The sequence below is a fragment of the Gilvimarinus agarilyticus genome (assembly GCF_000832015.1).
Taxonomy (GTDB): domain Bacteria; phylum Pseudomonadota; class Gammaproteobacteria; order Pseudomonadales; family Cellvibrionaceae; genus Gilvimarinus; species Gilvimarinus agarilyticus.
Window position 1 is genome coordinate 1415831 of sequence record NZ_JXCJ01000001.1, and the last position, 16387, is coordinate 1432217.

Below are 16387 nucleotides of genomic sequence, written 5' to 3' on the forward strand. Positions count from 1 at the left end.
CCGCATGGATAAATTGATGATTCAGAGCGCTGGCCCGTTGGCCGGCGAGATTCGTATTTCCGGATCAAAGAACTCGGCGCTGCCTATTCTTGCCGCCACGTTATTGGCCGACACACCGATCAACATCTCGAACTTGCCGCATCTGAATGACATTACCACGATGTTGGCGCTGCTGCGTTGCATGGGGGTGGGTGTGACGGTGGATGAGCGTATGTCGGTTGAGATCGACGCCAATGCCATTAACGATTTTACCGCTCCCTATGAGCTGGTAAAAACCATGCGCGCCTCTATATTGGTGTTGGGCCCGATGCTGGCGCGCCACGGGGTGGCCAACGTGTCCTTCCCGGGTGGTTGTGCCATTGGCTCGCGCCCGGTTGATATCCATTTGCGCGGGCTTGAAGCCATGGGCGCTAATATCGAAGTCGACGAAGGTTATATTCGCGCCACGATGGATGGTCGTTTAAAAGGTGCCCATATCTTTATGGATACCGTAACCGTAGGTGGCACCGAGAACTTACTGATGGCGGCGGTACTCGCCGAGGGCCGCACAGTGCTGGAAAACGCTGCGCGCGAGCCCGAGGTGGTGGATTTGGCGAACTGCCTGGTGGCCATGGGTGCCCAGATCGAAGGCATCGGCACCGCGACCTTGGTGATTAACGGGGTTGAGCGCCTAAGCGGTTGCCATTACAACGTTATGCCCGACCGTATCGAGACCGGCACCTACTTAGTGGCTGCCGCCGCTACCCGTGGCAGCATTCGCGTTAAGGACACCCGCGAGGATATTCTTGAAGGTGTGCTGCTAAAACTGGAAGAGGCCGGTGCCCACATTCGCACGGGCAGCGACTGGATTGAGTTGGACATGAAGGGCAATCGCCCCCGTGCGGTGAGCTTAAAAACCGCGCCTTATCCGGCGTTTCCTACGGATATGCAGGCGCAGTTTACCGCCATGAACGCGATTGCTGAGGGTTCAAGTTCGGTTACCGAAACGATCTTTGAGAACCGTCTGATTCAGGTGCACGAACTCAACCGCATGGGCGCGGATATTACCCTGCAGGGCAATACCGCCATGATCCGCGGGGTGGAGCGGCTTAAAGGCGCGCCGGTGATGGCGACCGACTTGCGGGCATCGGCAAGCTTAGTGATCGCCGGCCTTGTGGCCGAGGGTGCGACGTTGGTGGATCGTATTTACCACATCGATCGCGGTTACGAATGTATTGAAGAAAAGTTGCAAATGCTGGGCGCAAATATTCGCCGGGTTCCCAACTAGGTTAAATTATGAGTGACATGATTACCATTGCCCTAACCAAGGGGCGGATTTTGGAGGAGACGTTGCCACTGTTGGCGGCGGCGGAGATTCTCCCGGAAGAAGATATCAATAAAAGCCGCAAGCTGGTATTTGCCACCAATCAGGCTGACGTTCAGTTACTGGTGTTGCGCGGCGCTGATGTGCCTACCTATGTGCAATTTGGCGCAGCCGATATGGGCATATCCGGTAAAGACACGCTGATGGAGAACGGCGCTGAAGGCTTGTACGAGCCTTTGGATTTGCGTATTGCCCGCTGCCAGTTAATGACGGCGGCCATTAAAGGCGCTGCGACCAAGCCTGGCCGAATCCGCGTGGCAACCAAGTACGTAAATATCGCCAAGCAATACTATGCCGCGCAAGGACGTCAGAGCGATATTATTAAGTTGTATGGTGGCATGGAGCTCGCGCCGATAATGGGGCTGGCTGACGAGATTGTGGATATCGTCGATACCGGTAATACCCTTAAGGCAAATGGGCTTGAGGCCCGTGAGTTTATTGCCGACATCAGCTCGAGGCTGATTGTGAACAAGGCCTCCATGAAGATGAAGCACGTGCGTATTCAGGCCATTATCGACGGTATTGCCCAGGCGGTAAACGCTGGCAACGACTAAGCAGAGAGTACTATGACTGACAACTCCATGATCGCTCGTCTCGATGCGTCCGAGGCTGACTTCTCCGCCCAGCTCGATGAGTTGCTGGCCTGGGACTCGGTGTCTGACACTAAGGTGGCCGATATTGTGGCCGAGATTATCGCGGCGGTAAAACAGCGCGGTGACGCGGCTGTTATAGAGTACACCAATCGCTTTGACCGGCGCAGCGTCGCCGCGATGGATGAGCTGGTGGTACCGGCCGAGCGCATCGCCACGGCGCTCGAGAGTATCTCACGAGCCCAGCGCGAGGCTCTGGAAACCGCAGCCCAGCGCGTGCGCAGCTATCACGAACATCAAAAGCAGGCCTCTTGGCGCTATACCGAGGCCGACGGCACGGTATTGGGGCAGCAGATTACCGCCATGCAGCGAGTAGGGCTGTACGTGCCGGGTGGCAAGGCGTCTTATCCTTCATCGGTGCTGATGAACGCTATCCCCGCTAAGGTGGCCGGCGTTGATGAGTTAACGATGGTCGTGCCCGCTCCCGACGGCGAGCTTAACGATATGGTGTTGGCGGCGGCGGCAATTGCCGGCGTCGATCGCGTTATTACCGTGGGTGGAGCGCAGGCGGTGGCGGCACTTGCCTACGGCACTGAGACGATTGCCCGGGTGGATAAAATTGTCGGGCCGGGCAATATCTTTGTCGCGACCGCTAAGCGAGCGGTATTTGGTCAAGTGGCGATCGATATGATTGCCGGGCCCTCCGAAATTTTAGTGCTGTGCGATGGCGAAACCGATCCTGACTGGATTGCGATGGACCTGTTTAGTCAGGCTGAGCACGACGAGCAGGCGCAATCGATCTTAATCTGCCCTGATCAGCAGTACCTCGATAAAGTGGCAGAGTCGATGTCGCGGCTGCTGCCAACGATGAGCCGAGAGGCTATTATTCGGCCGTCTCTGGCCAACCGTGGTGCGCTTATCAAAGTGGCCGATATGGACGAGGCGGTTGAGCTGTCGAACCGAATCGCTCCGGAGCATTTGGAGCTGTCGGTAGCTGATCCGGAGGCTTTGCTGCCCAGTATTCGCCATGCGGGTGCTATTTTTATGGGCCGTCATACCCCTGAGGCGCTGGGGGATTACTGCGCTGGGCCCAATCACGTGTTACCCACGTCGGGCACCGCACGGTTTTCGTCGCCGCTTGGGGTGTACGACTTTCAAAAGCGCAGCTCGATTATTTTTTGCTCACCCGAAGGGGCGTCGGTGTTGGCCGAGACGGCCTCTGTCTTGGCGCGCAGCGAAGATTTAGAGGCGCACGCTATTTCTGCAGAATACCGCAAACGTTAAGTTTGCCACCGCTGGGGTTGCCCGGCGGTGGTGAGCTATTAAGTGCGGTTAACTTCCAGATTGTCGGGGCGCTCGCCCACAGTAACTTCTATTTCCAGTTCTTCGGGAAGCGAGCCGTTGGTGTGCGGGCGCAGTATTCGCACAGTGACTTTTGTGCCGGGAGATAAGTCGGCCACTTCTCGGAGCCCCTGTCGTTCGTTGCCGATGGGTTGGTCATTAATGTGGGTGATGACGTCGTTGGGGCGAATGCCGGCAATGTGAGCCGGGTTGTTGAGAAACACGTTGGTCACTCGCAGCCCGCTCACGTTTCTCAACCCTAATGCCGCAATGGCGGCCGGTGTTAAGCGTTCGGCGTCCAGCCCCAGCCAGCCGCGGACTACGCGCCCATACTTTATTATGTCTTTGAGCGACTTCATCGCATCGTCGGCCGGTACGGCAAAGCCGATACCAACCGTGTCAAAAATAATCGCGGCGTTAATGCCCAGCAAGTTGCCGTGGTTATCGATCAGCGCGCCGCCCGAGTTACCTGGGTTGATCGCGGCGTCGGTTTGGATGTAATTCTCATAGCTACTGATGCCTAAGCCATAGCGGCTAAGTGCGCTGATGATCCCTTGAGTAACGGTTTGTCCCACACCAAAAGGGTTGCCGATGGCCAGCACCACATCGCCTACGCGCGCTTTGTTGGGATTGCCGATAGTAATGGGGGTCAGGTTATCCAGCTCAATTTTCAGTACGGCCAGGTCGCTGCCGGGGTCGTTGCCAATAATGGTGGCGCCGGCCCGGCGCCCGTCGTGCAGCAGCACTAATATTTCATCGGCGCCCTCAATTACATGGTTGTTGGTCAGCAGGTAGCCCTCGGTGCTGACAATCACCCCCGAGCCCAAGGCGGACTTAACGCGCTCTTGCTGTCCCGAGTTACGAAACATTTTTTCGTACAGGGGGTGGTCGGCCAGTGGGTGGCGACGGGTCTCGATGACCTTGCGCGAATAAATGTTAACCACCGAGGCGGCCGCCCGGTCGACGGCGTGAGCGTAGGATAGGTTGGCAAACGAGTCTTCTTTGGCGTTACTTGCCAGTGTACTTGAAGGCCAGCCTGCCGGGCGCAGCTCAGGGATGGTTATTAGTAGCAATAGTGCGGCCACTAAACCGACCGCAACGGGCCAGGCAAAAAAACTCAGCAGGCGGCTGGGGCGCATGGGGGCTCCTCTTTGGACGCTCTTGTTGTTGCTCGGTGAGTCGTCTTATTTATGTTCAGAGGCAGAGTGCGGCTCGGGCGCAACTGTGTCCGATGCGTCTGAGCTTTGCTCATCCAGGCCGTACTCTTCGCTCAGGGTGGGCTTGTGTCCCTGGCGTTTGGGGGCCCAGTCGCGTGGCGCCTGTATTTGTTGCTCTTGCAGCTCGTGGTGTTTGCCACCGGGCAACTGATGCTCAGCATCGGCCAACAGCTGGCGGCTGATTTCTGGGGTGCTGAGCTTTAACGCGCTGCTGGCTAAGTGCTCGTGCATATCGCGGTAGCTCTCGTTCAAGCTGTTGACCAGTTCGGTGGTGCGGGCAAAGTGGTCGGTAACATCGCGCTGATAATTGTTAAGGGCTTCTTCTGCGTCTATCAGGCGTTTCTCTATATCGGCATTGCGAGCGTTGCCTGGGCGGCCGCGGGAAAACACGTAGCCAGCTATACAGCCTGCAAGCAGGGCGATAAGGGCGCTTATAATGACGGTAGCGAGTGAATACACAACAGCTCTCCTGAAGTAGCCGGATAAAAGAGTCGCAGGTCTTGGCGTGCAAAACCTACCTTGCAGTCGGTATTATACGGTCTTTTAGCTGTCAACGTGAGGTGTCCGGTCATGCTGTCACGAAAAAGTTGTCAGCGTCATCCTAATTTGGTGAATTGAGTTTATGGTAAACGATGTGTTTGACCGCGATCAGCTGCAAGCGCTGGCCGGTCCCGCTGGTTCGCTTGAGGTTTCCGTTAGCGCCGCTGCAGAAGCAGGCACTCTGAAGAGCGCAGCAGGGATCGCTATTGTGTGTCACCCGCATCCGCTGCATGGCGGCACGATGGACAACAAGGTGGTGACCACCTTGATGCGTACTTACCGGGATTTGGGGGTTGCTGTGGTGCGCTTTAATTTTCGCGGTGTGGGTGCCAGTGAAGGGGACTACGCCGAGGGCGTTGGCGAGCGAGATGACTTGCGCGCGGTGGCGGATTCTGTGCGCCGCGAACGTCCGCAGGCGCCGTTGTATATAGCGGGCTTTTCATTTGGTGCTGCCGTGGTGGCAAACACCTGCGGTCAGCTTGGGCCTTTACAGCATATTGCTTTGGTGGCGCCGCCGGTGCCGCGCTATGAACTGTCGCAATTAACAGAGCTGGGTGCCCCTGCCAGTGTGTTTCAAGGGGGGCAGGATGAGCGAGTGGTGGCCCGTGACGTCGCCGACTGGAGTGCGTCACTTGCGGGAGAGGTTAGTTATCACGAGTTTGCCGATGCCGGGCACTTTTTCCATGGCAAACTGAGCCAGCTAAAAGCGGCACTTACTCAGGCGGTACTGGAGGTGGCCGATGAATGACCGGGCTGAAAGTAAGCCTCTGAGTCCGCAGGCGCGTTATCAAGAGGACTTAAAACGGCCGGGCTTTGTCGCCGATGCGACTCAGGCCGATGCTGTGGCCCGGTTGCAGCGCTTGTATGAGCGGCTGCAAGAGCCGGAAACAAAGCCCGGTCTGTGGCAGCGCCTGATGGGACGCGAGCAGAAAGAGCCGGTCGTCGGGTTGTATTTTTGGGGCGGGGTTGGTCGCGGCAAAACTTACTTAATGGACAACTTTTACGAGAGTTTGCCCTTTGAGCGAAAAATGCGGGTGCACTTTCATCGCTTTATGCGCCGTGTGCACGGTGATTTAAAGCAGCTTGCCGGGCGTAAAAACCCGCTGGAGCAGGTGGCGGCAGGGATCGCCGCCGAAGCCCGGGTTATATGTTTTGACGAGTTTTTTGTCAGCGATATTACTGATGCCATGATCTTGGCCGGGCTGCTGCGCGAGTTGTTTGCGCGGGGCGTGACTTTGGTGACCACCTCCAACATCGAGCCTGCGGGGTTGTATCGCGATGGCTTACAGCGCGAGCGCTTTTTGCCGGCAATCGGTTTGCTGCAAAAATACACTGAGGTCGTGAATGTAGATGGTGGTGTTGATTACCGGCTGCGGGCGCTAAGTCAGGCCGAGTTGTATTACTCGCCGTTGGGGGCGGATGCCGAAGCGGCGCTTAGAGCAGCCTTTGAGCGCTTGTTGCCGCCGGGGGCACAGGTGCGCGAGAGCACGACCATCGAGGTCGAGCAGCGCCGCATTAGCGTGCGCAAACAGGCTGATGATGTTGTCTGGTTTGATTTTGCGGCGCTGTGTGACGGGCCGCGCTCGCAAAACGACTACATTGAGTTGGCGCGTGAGTTTCACGCGGTATTGGTGAGCGATATACCGGTGCTCGGTGGCGATAAAGACGATCAGGCGCGACGCTTTATTAACCTGGTAGATGAATTCTACGATCGGGGGGTGAAGTTGATAGTGTCGGCGGCGGCACCACTGACCGATTTGTACGCTGGTGGGCGGTTGGGGTTTGAGTTTGGTCGCACCGAGAGCCGGTTGCTGGAGATGCAGAGTCACGAGTATCTGGCGCGGGAGCATCAGCCCTAATGAATGTTGCGCTGGCGCGAGTTTCGTTGCGGGTTTGAGTGGTCTGCGAAAGCCTGCAAAAAACTTCAAAAAAGGCTTGAATTGGTGCGGCGCGTTATGTAGTATTCGCGCTCTTTTTGTGGGAAGCACCACCTAGTAGGCAGGTATAACATGAAGACATATAGTGCTAAAGCAGAATCAGTCGTTCGCGATTGGTTCGTGATTGATGCAGAAGGTAAGACTCTGGGCCGCATGGCTGCGGAGATCGCTACTCGTCTGCGCGGTAAGCACAAACCTGAGTACACTCCCCATGTTGACACCGGCGACTACATCGTAGTCATCAACGCGGAGAAAGTTCGCGTTACCGGCAAAAAAGCGACTGATAAGATGTATTACCATCACACCGGCTTTGTCGGTGGCATCAAGTCAATCAGCTTTGAGAAGTTGATCGATAAAGCTCCGGAGCGCGTGATTCAGCGTGCTGTTAAAGGCATGTTGCCCCGTGGCCCACTCGGTCGGACTATGTTCAACAAGTTGAAAGTGTACGCAGGTAGTGAGCATCCGCACACTGCTCAGCAGCCGCAAGAACTTAACCTCTAAACGGAAAGCTGATTATGGCAGTTACTCAATATTACGGTACCGGCCGTCGTAAGACCTCGACCGCTCGAGTGTTCATTACTCCCGGCACCGGTAAAGTTACGATTAATGATCGTTCGCTAGACGAGTATTTCGGTCGCGAAGTGGCACGCATGGTCGTGCGCCAGCCTCTGGAGCGCGTCGAGCTGACGGAAAAATTTGATGTTAAGGCCACCGTTGCTGGTGGTGGTAGTTTCGGCCAAGCCGGTGCTATCCGCCACGGTCTTACTCGTGCCCTGATGGAGTACGACGAGACCTTGCGTCAATCGCTGCGTGGAGCAGGTTACGTTACCCGTGACTCGCGTGCGGTTGAGCGTAAGAAAGTTGGTCTGCGTAAAGCACGTAAGAAGCCGCAATTTTCCAAGCGTTAATTCGGCTGTGCCTGGCCTGTCGGTTTACCGGCGGCAGCTGGCTTTTAAAAGCGCTCAGGGTTACCCCTGGGCGCTTTTTCGTTTGTGGGGTGTTGTTTTGCTACCCGCTCGCCGCCTCGGCCAGTGGTTTTCCGGCTTAGCCGGTGCCGCTGCAGCCCTTACGCCACGTGGCCTCGCGTGGTTATTCTTGTAACAGGCGCACAATTTCTTTAAGATTGGCCAATTTTTACAAGACAATAACACGATTCTAAATCGTTGAAATTCAGTGATTTACTGGCCGTTGATGCTGTTAGGGGAGAAGTCGTCATGACCAATGACGTTGTCAATAAAACGCGCCGTCGCGTACTCACCGCCGCTACCACAGTGGTGGGAGCGGTAGGTGCGGTAGGTGCTGCGGTGCCATTTGTGGGTTCCTGGAACCCAAGTGCCAAAGCCAAAGCGGCTGGTGCACCGGTAAAAGTAAATGTCAGTAAGATTGAGCCGGGCGCGATGATTACTGCCGAGTGGCGTGGTCAGCCGGTTTATATCGTGCGTCGTACCGAGCAAGCCTTGAGTACTCTGGAGGGTAACGACGAATTCCTACGTGACCCAGCCTCTGAGAACCCGCAACAACCTACCTACGCGCAGAACCCTACCCGATCTATTAAGCCTGATTACCTGATTTTGGTCGGCCTGTGTACGCATTTGGGGTGCGCGCCCTTGTTTCGCCCCGAGGTAAACTCGGTAGATCTCGATGGCGGCACTTGGCAGGGCGGGTTCTTTTGTCCCTGTCACGGTTCTAAATTCGATCTCGCTGGGCGTGTTTTTAAAGGTGTTCCAGCACCAATTAACCTTCTGGTGCCACCGCATAAGTACGATAGCGATGCTGTGGTGACCATCGGTGTGGATCAGGAGGCATAACATGAATTGGATGAAAGGTTTGTGGAACTGGGTCGATGCGCGTTTGCCGGTACAGCGCGCCTGGGATACCCACATGGGCAAGTACTACGCGCCCAAGAACTTTAATTTTTGGTATTTCTTTGGTGTTTTGTCGCTGCTGGTGCTGGTTAATCAGCTATTAACCGGTATTTGGCTGACCATGAATTACAGCCCCACTCCAGACGGTGCGTTTGCCTCCGTGGAGTACATTATGCGCGATGTCGACTATGGTTGGCTGCTGCGCTATATGCACTCGACCGGCGCCTCGGCGTTTTTTGTGGTGGTGTATCTGCACATGTTCCGCGGTTTGATGTACGGCTCGTATAAGGCCCCGCGTGAGTTGGTGTGGATCTTTGGTATGACGATCTACCTGGCTTTGATGGCGGAAGCCTTTATGGGTTACGTACTGCCTTGGGGGCAGATGTCTTACTGGGGCGCGCAGGTAATTGTGTCCTTGTTTGGCGCGATCCCTGTGGTGGGCGATGGCCTGGTTGAGTGGATCCGCGGTGACTACCTGATCTCGGGTATTACACTGAACCGCTTCTTTGCGTTACACGTGGTTGCCTTGCCCATTGTGTTGCTCGCCCTGGTGGTGCTGCATTTGTTGGCACTGCACGAAGTGGGCTCTAACAACCCTGACGGCATTGAGATTAAAAAGAATAAAGATGAGAACGGAGTGCCTAAAGATGGCGTGCCTTTCCATCCGTTTTACACCGTGCACGACTTGGTGGGCATTGCGGTCTTCTTGTTTGTGTTTTGTTTTGTGTTGTTCTTTATGCCAGAAATGGGCGGCTTCTTTTTGGAGTACGCCAACTTCGAAGAGGCGAATAACCTCAAAACGCCAGAGCATATTGCGCCTGTCTGGTACTTCACGCCGTTTTACGCCATTTTGCGAGCGGTACCCGATAAGTTCTTAGGTTTGGTAGCCATGGGCGCGGCGATTGCGGTGCTGTTTGTGCTGCCTTGGCTGGATCGCAGCCCGGTTAAATCCATGCGTTACAAAGGCCACATTAGCCGTATTGCGTTAATTGTGTTCGCCGCCGCGTTTGTGATTTTGGGCTACTTAGGGGTTAAGGCTCCTACCCCAGGGCGTACAATTCTGGCGCAGATTTGTACTGTGTTGTACTTCCTGTACTTCTTTGCCATGCCGTTTTGGACGAGTCGGGAAAAAACCTTCCCTGTGCCTGAGCGTGTTACCAGCAAAGGTTTGCCAGCTTACTTGGTCATATCAGGATTTATCCTGTTTGCCATCCTGGTGGTGTTGCCCATTAAGGCCGTGGGTGCCGAGAGCCACTTTGCCTGTGGCTCTATTCCCTGTGACGAGATCGAAACTGACCTGTCAGATAAAGCCTCGTTGCAAAGCGGTGCTAAATACTTTGTAAACTACTGCATGGGTTGTCACTCGGCTAAATTCTCACGCTTTGAGCGCGTTGCTGATGACCTGGATATTCCCCACGATTTAATGCTGGAGAATATGATTTTTGCCGATAAGCGGATCGGTGAGCTGATGGAAATCAGCATGAAGCCCGATTTAGCAAAAAAGTGGTTTGGCGCTTCGCCTCCGGATTTAACACTGGTGGCTCGCTCGCGTTCACCCGAGTGGTTGTACACGTACCTGCGTAACTTCTATAAAGACGATGCCCGCCCACTGGGCGTGAACAATCGGGTATTCGCCAACGTGGGTATGCCCCACGTGATGCTGGAGCTGCAAGGCCTGCATGAGTGTGGCGCGGGTCCTAAGCTTGATCACCACGGGCACGCCGAGCGCGATAATCTGGGCAACCCGGTAATGAACGAGCACTGTGGCGCACTGGTTGAAGGCGACATTAAGGGCAGCATGACGGACGAAGAGTTTGATAAGGCGATTTACGACTTAGTTAACTTTTTAGAGTATGTTGCCGAGCCCTCTCGCATGGATAGTGAGCGCATTGGTATTTATGTGCTGCTGTTCTTGTGTGTATTCTTTATCTTTGCCTACCTGTTAAACCGTGAGTACTGGAAAGGTATTCACTAAGTTTTTTTAAAGCGGGCGATATTGTGTCGCCCGCGTCCTATGTTTATAACTATTGAGGTGCCCTAATGGGTGTTGTGACCAAGCGCTCATCCATGACTTTTTTCTCTGACGCCAGTGACCACTATAGTCACCGGGTGCGTATTGTGTTGGCTGAAAAAGGTGTTTCTGTTGACTTAGTGGATGTCGATGTCGATAACAAACCGCAGGAATTGGCGGACTTAAACCCCTACAACTCACTGCCTACGCTAGTGGATCGCGACTTGTCGTTGTATGAGTCGAAAGTAATGATGGAGTATCTGGATGAGCGATTTCCGCATCCACCGTTATTACCGGTCTATCCCGTCGCGCGTGCTCAAAGCCGTCTATGGATGTACCGCCTGGAGCGCGATTGGGCGCCGCTGGTAGATTTGATTCGCAGTAGCGATGACAAAACCATCATCGAAAACGCCCGCAAAGAGTTAAAAGATAGTTTGCTGACTATCGCGCCGATATTTGCTGAAATGCCGTTCTTTATGAGCGAAGAGTTCACTATTGTCGATTGCTGCTTAGGCCCCATTTTGTGGCGCCTCAAGTCTTTGGGTATCGAGTTTCCTAACACCCGTCAAAGTCAGCCGCTGAAGCAGTATATGGAGCGGTTGTTTTCCCGCGAGTCATTCCAGGAAAGCCTGACCGAGTCTGAGCGGGAAATGAACCCCGCTTAATTCGCAGCGGATACGGCTAGCCGGCCGTATCTGCTCGCCCTGGCTACATCAGCAGCTAGGGCGCTCATGCTTTGCGCCGAGGAGAGAAGCCATGACAATGACCTCTAGTCGACCTTATATGATTCGCGCTCTGTACGAGTGGATCGTGGATAACAACTGCACGCCCTATTTGTTGGTTAACGCCCACGCCACTGGCGTTGAAGTGCCGCAAGAGCACATTAACAAAGACGGACAAATTATACTGAATATTGCTCCTGCTTCGGTGGCCGAGCTTAATATGTTGGATGACAGCGTATCCTTTAGCGCCCGGTTTGGCGGTGTGCCACGGGATTTATTCATCCCTTGTTACGCCGTGCTGGGTATTTACGCTCGCGAGAACGGTCAGGGCATGGTGTTTGAAGCCGAGGCCGAGCCCCCAGAGCCGCCCAAGCCGCCAGCGCCTTCTGGCAGCGATGATAGTGATGCCAAACGACCCAGCCTGCGAGTGGTGAAATAAACCACTCGTTCGCTATATTCGGTTGCGCATTTAGTAACCGGATGTATATAGCTAATACTTCTTTGCGGCATTTGCCAGCGCCTTGTTATCTTTGACCTACAGATCCACTGAATAATAAAAACTCAGACGTAGGAGAAGTATATGGCGATGTTGCAACACACCTTAGGCATCTTCACCAACCCCGACCGCGAATGGCAACGCATCCGCAACGAAGAGCACAGCTTTTTTAAGGTCTACTGGACCCATGTGCCGCTATTAGCACTTATCCCCGTTGTATGCGCCTACTTTGGTGTTACTTACCAAGGCTGGAGCATAGGCAGCGGCGGGATGGTTAAACTGACCTCCGAGAGCGCCCTTATCCTCTGCGCTTTTGCCTATCTGGCTGAACTTGCGGCGGTTTACGTGCTGGGCGAATACATTAATTGGATGAGCCAGAGTTTTGGTGTTGATGACGAAGCCAGTAAACGCCATTACGAGGGAACGGCACTGGCAGTCTATTCGGCGACCCCCATGATGCTTGCCGGTATTGTACTTTTGTACCCTGAGTTATGGTTGGTGGCTGGGGTGTTTATCGCTGCGGCTTGCTATTCAACCTACCTTATTTACGAAGGGATACCGATTTTGATGAACATTCCCAAAGAGCGCGGCTTTATTTATGCCAGCTCGGTGATAACCGTAGGGCTCGTGCTGGCGGTGGTGGTGATGGTGGCTACGGTCATCGTCTGGAGCTCTGGTATGGGGCCAATTTACGTAAGCTAAACACTCAATTTGAGCAAAAAAGCGGCTACGGCCGCTTTTTTTGTGCCCGTCAGCTCGTCGATAAGTAAGCCACGCTTAAATATTTCTATTTGGTGACAGTTTTCTTACAGTCTGTCACATAACTGTCATACAGCCTCGATAGAGTGCGCCCCATATCAACATTTTCATGAATGTCATCAATCGAGGAGCGCTCCATGAAAGCCAACACTCTATTTCGCGGTTTAGCCTTGGCCGGGGCACTGTTTAGTGCCGCAACGCAGGCCGACGTCGACCCCAAGCTGCCTAACTATGAAGCTGCCTCCGGCGTTTCAGGCAATGTGAATAGCATTGGTTCTGACACCCTGAACAATCTAATGACCTTATGGGCGGAAGAGTACGCCAAATACTACCCGAACGTGAATATTCAGATTCAGGGGGCGGGCTCGTCCACCGCGCCGCCAGCGCTTACCGAAGGCACAGCCAACTTTGGTCCTATGAGCCGCGAAATGAAAGCCTCCGAGATTCAGTCTTTTGAGGCTCACTTTGGTTACAAGCCCACGGCTGTGCCCGTCGCCATTGATGTGGTTGCGGTGTACGTCAACAAAGATAACCCGATTGAAGGGCTGACCATGGCGCAGGTGGATGCTATTTTCTCGGCCACCCGCAGCTGTGGCTACGGCAAAGACATTACCCGCTGGGGTGACGTAGGCCTTGAGGGTGCGTGGGCGAACCGTGACTTCACGATGTACAGCCGTAACGCTGTATCCGGTACTTATGGTTACTTTAAAGACGTAGGTCTCTGTGGTGGTGATTTTAAAGCCAGCATCAATGAGCAACCGGGTTCGGCATCGGTCGTGCAAGGCGTTAGTGAGTCTATTAACGGCATTGGCTACTCCGGTATCGGCTATGTCACCTCAAGCGTACGGGCATTACCCCTGGCTCCTGAAGAAGGTCAGCCCTTTGCTCCGGCCGATGCCGAGCACGCGGCGGATGGCACCTACCCGATGGCGCGCTTTCTTTACGTTTACATCAACAAGCACCCCAATCGTCCGTTGAATCCACTGCAAGCCGAGTTCTTAAAAATGGTGTTGTCCAAGCAGGGCCAGGAAGTGGTTGTACGCGATGGCTACATCCCACTACCTGCAACGGTTTCCGAGCGTGTTAGCGCTGAGTTAGGGTTGTAATAGCGGCTCAATTCAGACCCGCCGTGGAGTGTTGCGAGCAGCGGGTCAATCTTCGTAAATAGTCTTTAAAATGTGTGGGCTCCGATTGCTTTTAAGTGCGCTTGTTAGCACCGGCCTGCCCGCACATAACACCATCAGGATTACGCATTATGAGTGAGACAACTCCAGCCGTGGCGGGAGGGGAGAGTCTAATGCCCAATGCCCAGCAGCGAGCCAAACTGCGCAACACTCGCCGGTTGAAAGATAAATTTTCACGTTGGGGAGTAGCGAGTGCAGGTCTCGCCGTGGTGGGCGCGCTGGGGCTGATCTTCTTCTACCTTTTCTCTGAGGTGGCGCCTTTGCTAAAAGGGGCCGATGTTGAGGTGTTGGAAACCTATCCGCATACGCAAACTTCACAATCTGAGCGCTCAGAGCACTTGGTTTTAGAGCGTTATGAGCAAATTGGCGCGACCTATACGGCCTCGGGTCAGGTTCAGTTTTTTGTCGCCGATAATGGCAAGCCGATCAGCGTGTTTGATGTCCCTAAAAGTGACGGCGCGAGCTTTAGCAGTATCGGTTACGGCACGCCGGTAGATGGCTTGGTTGCCTACGGTTACAGCAACGGTGAGCTGATGCTGACCCAGCTTAATTACCGGTTAAGCTACCCCAATGACACTCGTAAAATTACCCCCGAGATTCTCTACCCATTAGGCGACGAGCCTGTGGTACTGGATGACCAAGGACATTCACTCGCCCATGTGGCGGTGCAAAAAACCGCACGCGGTTACGCTGTGGTTGGTGTCACCGACGACGGACGCCTGCGTTTTGGGCGCTATAGCACACGTGAAAATATGATGACCGGTAAGGTGACCACTAGCGGCCGTGTGGATGCGTTGCCGGCATTGCCAAACGGCGCCAAAGTTCGTTTTGTCCAGGTTGATAAAACGGCCAGGCACCTGGTAGTGGCCGATGATCAGGCCCGATTGCATATTTATGATGTCTCCGATGCGGCTAACCTAACACTGACTGAATCGGTGCCCACCGGTCGGGGGCAGGTAACGGCGATGCAGTATTTAGTGGGTACCGGCTCGCTGGCGGTAGGCACTGATACCGGCGCGGTCAGTCAATGGTTGTTGGTGCGAGACCCGGACAATGTCTTTCGTTTGCAGCTAGTGCGTGATTTTGAATCACTGCCGGGAGCGATTACCACTATTAGCCCAGAGTATGCTCGCCGCGGCTTCTTGGTGGGAGATGAGCAGGGTTCTTTGGGTATTTATTACGGCACCTCGTCGCGCACACTGTTGGTCGCGAAGGTGGCCGATAATCCCATCGAAAATTTGGCCATATCGCCCATCAACGGCAAGTTACTTATTTACGACACGTCAGGCCAGATTGGTGTGGCCAGCGTCTGGAACGAGCACCCGGAAGTCTCGTTTAGCTCGCTGTGGCAAAAGGTGTGGTACGAGGGGCGCTCTGAACCTGAATACGTTTGGCAGGCCTCTTCTGGTGGCGATGGATTCGAATCAAAGATGAGCCTGGTGCCGCTATCGCTGGGTACCCTTAAAGCGGCGTTCTTCGCCATGCTATTTGCGATTCCTCTGGGCATCGCCGGTGCACTTTATACCGCTTACTTTATGACCCCTAAAATGCGCGGTTTGGTGAAGCCCTCCATTGAAATTATGGAGGCTTTGCCAACGGTGATTCTGGGCTTTTTGGCGGGCCTATGGCTGGCGCCGTTTTTAGAAAATCACTTGCCGGCGGTATTTAGTATTTTAATCTTTATGCCGTTGATGATGGTGATGGTGGGCTTTGGCTGGAGCCGGCTGCCCCAGGCAATTCGCACTCGCGCGCCTGAAGGTTGGGAGGCGGCCATTTTGATTGTGCCGATACTCTTGACGGGTTGGTTGTGCATCGAGCTGAGCCCTCATATGGAGGTATGGTTCTTTGGCGGCAGCATGCGCCAGTGGTTTACCGATTACGGCATTAGCTACGACCAGCGCAATGCGTTAGTGGTGGGCATCGCAATGGGGTTTGCGGTTATTCCGACTATTTTCTCGATTGCGGAAGATGCGGTATTTAACGTGCCGCGTCATCTTACTCAAGGCTCCCTGGCGCTCGGGGCGACTCGTTGGCAAACGGTGGTTGGCGTGGTGCTGCCTACCGCTAGCCCCGGTATTTTCTCGGCTGTAATGATGGGTTTTGGCCGCGCCGTGGGTGAGACCATGATTGTGCTGATGGCTACCGGTAACAGCCCGGTGGTGAACTTCAATATCTTTGAAGGCATGCGCACGCTATCGGCTAACATCGCCGTCGAGCTGCCGGAAACTGCCGTGGCAAGTACACACTTTAGGGTATTGTTTTTGGCGGCTTTGGTGCTGCTGGCATTGACCTTTATCGTCAATACCTGCGCTGAAATTATTCGTCAGCGCCTGCGCAAACGCTACAGCAATTTGTAATTGGG

The 16387-nt window shown here is 54.5% G+C and carries 16 protein-coding genes; 14 read left to right on the forward strand and 2 right to left on the reverse strand.

The annotated features are described in order from the left end of the window. The first annotated feature begins 4 nt into the window (after positions 1 to 4). The 3 genes from murA to hisD are packed head-to-tail and all read left to right on the forward strand — an operon-like array spanning position 5 to position 3237. On the forward strand, positions 5 to 1267 hold the full coding sequence (murA, locus tag SD69_RS06135) for a UDP-N-acetylglucosamine 1-carboxyvinyltransferase (protein WP_041522510.1): 1263 nt from the start codon (positions 5 to 7) through the stop codon (positions 1265 to 1267). Between the two features lie 8 nt (positions 1268 to 1275). Further along, the gene (gene hisG / locus SD69_RS06140; RefSeq protein ID WP_041522511.1) at positions 1276 to 1917 is read left to right on the forward strand and encodes an ATP phosphoribosyltransferase; all 642 of its coding nucleotides are present in this window, start codon (positions 1276 to 1278) and stop codon (positions 1915 to 1917) included. Positions 1918 to 1929: 12 nt separating this feature from the next. Then, positions 1930 to 3237 carry a histidinol dehydrogenase gene (gene hisD, locus SD69_RS06145; protein WP_041522512.1) on the forward strand — a complete coding sequence of 436 codons (1308 nt, stop codon included), beginning with the start codon at positions 1930 to 1932 and terminating at the stop codon, positions 3235 to 3237. Positions 3238 to 3275: 38 nt separating this feature from the next. Here hisD and SD69_RS06150 read toward each other — a convergent pair whose 3' ends face one another. Both SD69_RS06150 and SD69_RS06155 read right to left on the reverse strand, forming a co-directional pair. Beyond that, the gene (locus SD69_RS06150) at positions 3276 to 4433 is read right to left on the reverse strand and encodes a trypsin-like peptidase domain-containing protein (RefSeq protein ID WP_041522513.1); all 1158 of its coding nucleotides are present in this window, start codon (positions 4431 to 4433) and stop codon (positions 3276 to 3278) included. Positions 4434 to 4478: 45 nt separating this feature from the next. Beyond that, complete coding sequence (locus SD69_RS06155; protein ID WP_041522514.1) at positions 4479 to 4970, reverse strand: YhcB family protein; 492 nt, start codon at positions 4968 to 4970, stop codon at positions 4479 to 4481. A gap of 163 nt (positions 4971 to 5133) precedes the next feature. On the opposite strand from SD69_RS06155, the gene SD69_RS06160 reads away from it, so the two are divergent. The 11 genes from SD69_RS06160 (at position 5134) to SD69_RS06215 (ending at position 16382) form a co-directional block, all read left to right on the forward strand. Beyond that, positions 5134 to 5799 carry an alpha/beta hydrolase gene (locus tag SD69_RS06160; protein ID WP_041522515.1) on the forward strand — a complete coding sequence of 222 codons (666 nt, stop codon included), beginning with the start codon at positions 5134 to 5136 and terminating at the stop codon, positions 5797 to 5799. Continuing rightward, positions 5792 to 6910: a cell division protein ZapE gene (gene zapE, locus SD69_RS06165; RefSeq protein ID WP_041522516.1), complete on the forward strand. Its 1119-nt coding sequence runs from the start codon at positions 5792 to 5794 to the stop codon at positions 6908 to 6910. Before SD69_RS06160 ends, zapE begins: the two co-directional genes overlap by 8 nt. 150 nt (positions 6911 to 7060) lie before the next feature. Continuing rightward, a complete protein-coding gene (gene rplM, locus SD69_RS06170) occupies positions 7061 to 7489 on the forward strand; it encodes a 50S ribosomal protein L13 (RefSeq protein ID WP_041522517.1) in 429 nt (142 codons plus the stop codon). Positions 7490 to 7503: 14 nt separating this feature from the next. Beyond that, a complete protein-coding gene (rpsI, locus tag SD69_RS06175; protein ID WP_041522518.1) occupies positions 7504 to 7896 on the forward strand; it encodes a 30S ribosomal protein S9 in 393 nt (130 codons plus the stop codon). 306 nt (positions 7897 to 8202) lie between these two features. Beyond that, complete coding sequence (gene petA / locus SD69_RS06185) at positions 8203 to 8796, forward strand: ubiquinol-cytochrome c reductase iron-sulfur subunit (protein ID WP_041522520.1); 594 nt, start codon at positions 8203 to 8205, stop codon at positions 8794 to 8796. Position 8797: 1 nt separating this feature from the next. Then, entirely contained in the window at positions 8798 to 10828 is a 2031-nt protein-coding gene (locus SD69_RS06190) for a ubiquinol-cytochrome c reductase (protein ID WP_041522521.1), read from the forward strand. Positions 10829 to 10893: 65 nt separating this feature from the next. Then, positions 10894 to 11529 carry a stringent starvation protein SspA gene (gene sspA, locus SD69_RS06195; protein WP_041522522.1) on the forward strand — a complete coding sequence of 212 codons (636 nt, stop codon included), beginning with the start codon at positions 10894 to 10896 and terminating at the stop codon, positions 11527 to 11529. 91 nt (positions 11530 to 11620) lie between these two features. Next, the gene (locus SD69_RS06200; protein WP_041522523.1) at positions 11621 to 12025 is read left to right on the forward strand and encodes a ClpXP protease specificity-enhancing factor; all 405 of its coding nucleotides are present in this window, start codon (positions 11621 to 11623) and stop codon (positions 12023 to 12025) included. 141 nt (positions 12026 to 12166) lie between these two features. Continuing rightward, a complete protein-coding gene (locus tag SD69_RS06205; protein WP_041522524.1) occupies positions 12167 to 12784 on the forward strand; it encodes a Yip1 family protein in 618 nt (205 codons plus the stop codon). Positions 12785 to 12978: 194 nt separating this feature from the next. Next, complete coding sequence (locus tag SD69_RS06210; RefSeq protein WP_041522525.1) at positions 12979 to 13947, forward strand: PstS family phosphate ABC transporter substrate-binding protein; 969 nt, start codon at positions 12979 to 12981, stop codon at positions 13945 to 13947. Between the two features lie 149 nt (positions 13948 to 14096). Beyond that, positions 14097 to 16382 carry an ABC transporter permease subunit gene (locus SD69_RS06215; RefSeq protein WP_041522526.1) on the forward strand — a complete coding sequence of 762 codons (2286 nt, stop codon included), beginning with the start codon at positions 14097 to 14099 and terminating at the stop codon, positions 16380 to 16382. Positions 16383 to 16387: the final 5 nt, after the last annotated feature.

Coding starts and splice junctions, on each gene's coding strand:
- murA (WP_041522510.1), top strand. CDS start 5: ATGGATAAATTGATGATTCAGAGCGCTGGCCCGTTGGCCGGCGAGATT.
- hisG (WP_041522511.1), top strand. CDS start 1,276: ATGAGTGACATGATTACCATTGCCCTAACCAAGGGGCGGATTTTGGAG.
- hisD (WP_041522512.1), top strand. CDS start 1,930: ATGACTGACAACTCCATGATCGCTCGTCTCGATGCGTCCGAGGCTGAC.
- SD69_RS06150 (WP_041522513.1), bottom strand. CDS start 4,433: ATGCGCCCCAGCCGCCTGCTGAGTTTTTTTGCCTGGCCCGTTGCGGTC.
- SD69_RS06160 (WP_041522515.1), top strand. CDS start 5,134: ATGGTAAACGATGTGTTTGACCGCGATCAGCTGCAAGCGCTGGCCGGT.
- zapE (WP_041522516.1), top strand. CDS start 5,792: ATGAATGACCGGGCTGAAAGTAAGCCTCTGAGTCCGCAGGCGCGTTAT.
- rplM (WP_041522517.1), top strand. CDS start 7,061: ATGAAGACATATAGTGCTAAAGCAGAATCAGTCGTTCGCGATTGGTTC.
- rpsI (WP_041522518.1), top strand. CDS start 7,504: ATGGCAGTTACTCAATATTACGGTACCGGCCGTCGTAAGACCTCGACC.
- petA (WP_041522520.1), top strand. CDS start 8,203: ATGACCAATGACGTTGTCAATAAAACGCGCCGTCGCGTACTCACCGCC.
- SD69_RS06190 (WP_041522521.1), top strand. CDS start 8,798: ATGAATTGGATGAAAGGTTTGTGGAACTGGGTCGATGCGCGTTTGCCG.
- sspA (WP_041522522.1), top strand. CDS start 10,894: ATGGGTGTTGTGACCAAGCGCTCATCCATGACTTTTTTCTCTGACGCC.
- SD69_RS06200 (WP_041522523.1), top strand. CDS start 11,621: ATGACAATGACCTCTAGTCGACCTTATATGATTCGCGCTCTGTACGAG.
- SD69_RS06205 (WP_041522524.1), top strand. CDS start 12,167: ATGGCGATGTTGCAACACACCTTAGGCATCTTCACCAACCCCGACCGC.
- SD69_RS06210 (WP_041522525.1), top strand. CDS start 12,979: ATGAAAGCCAACACTCTATTTCGCGGTTTAGCCTTGGCCGGGGCACTG.
- SD69_RS06215 (WP_041522526.1), top strand. CDS start 14,097: ATGAGTGAGACAACTCCAGCCGTGGCGGGAGGGGAGAGTCTAATGCCC.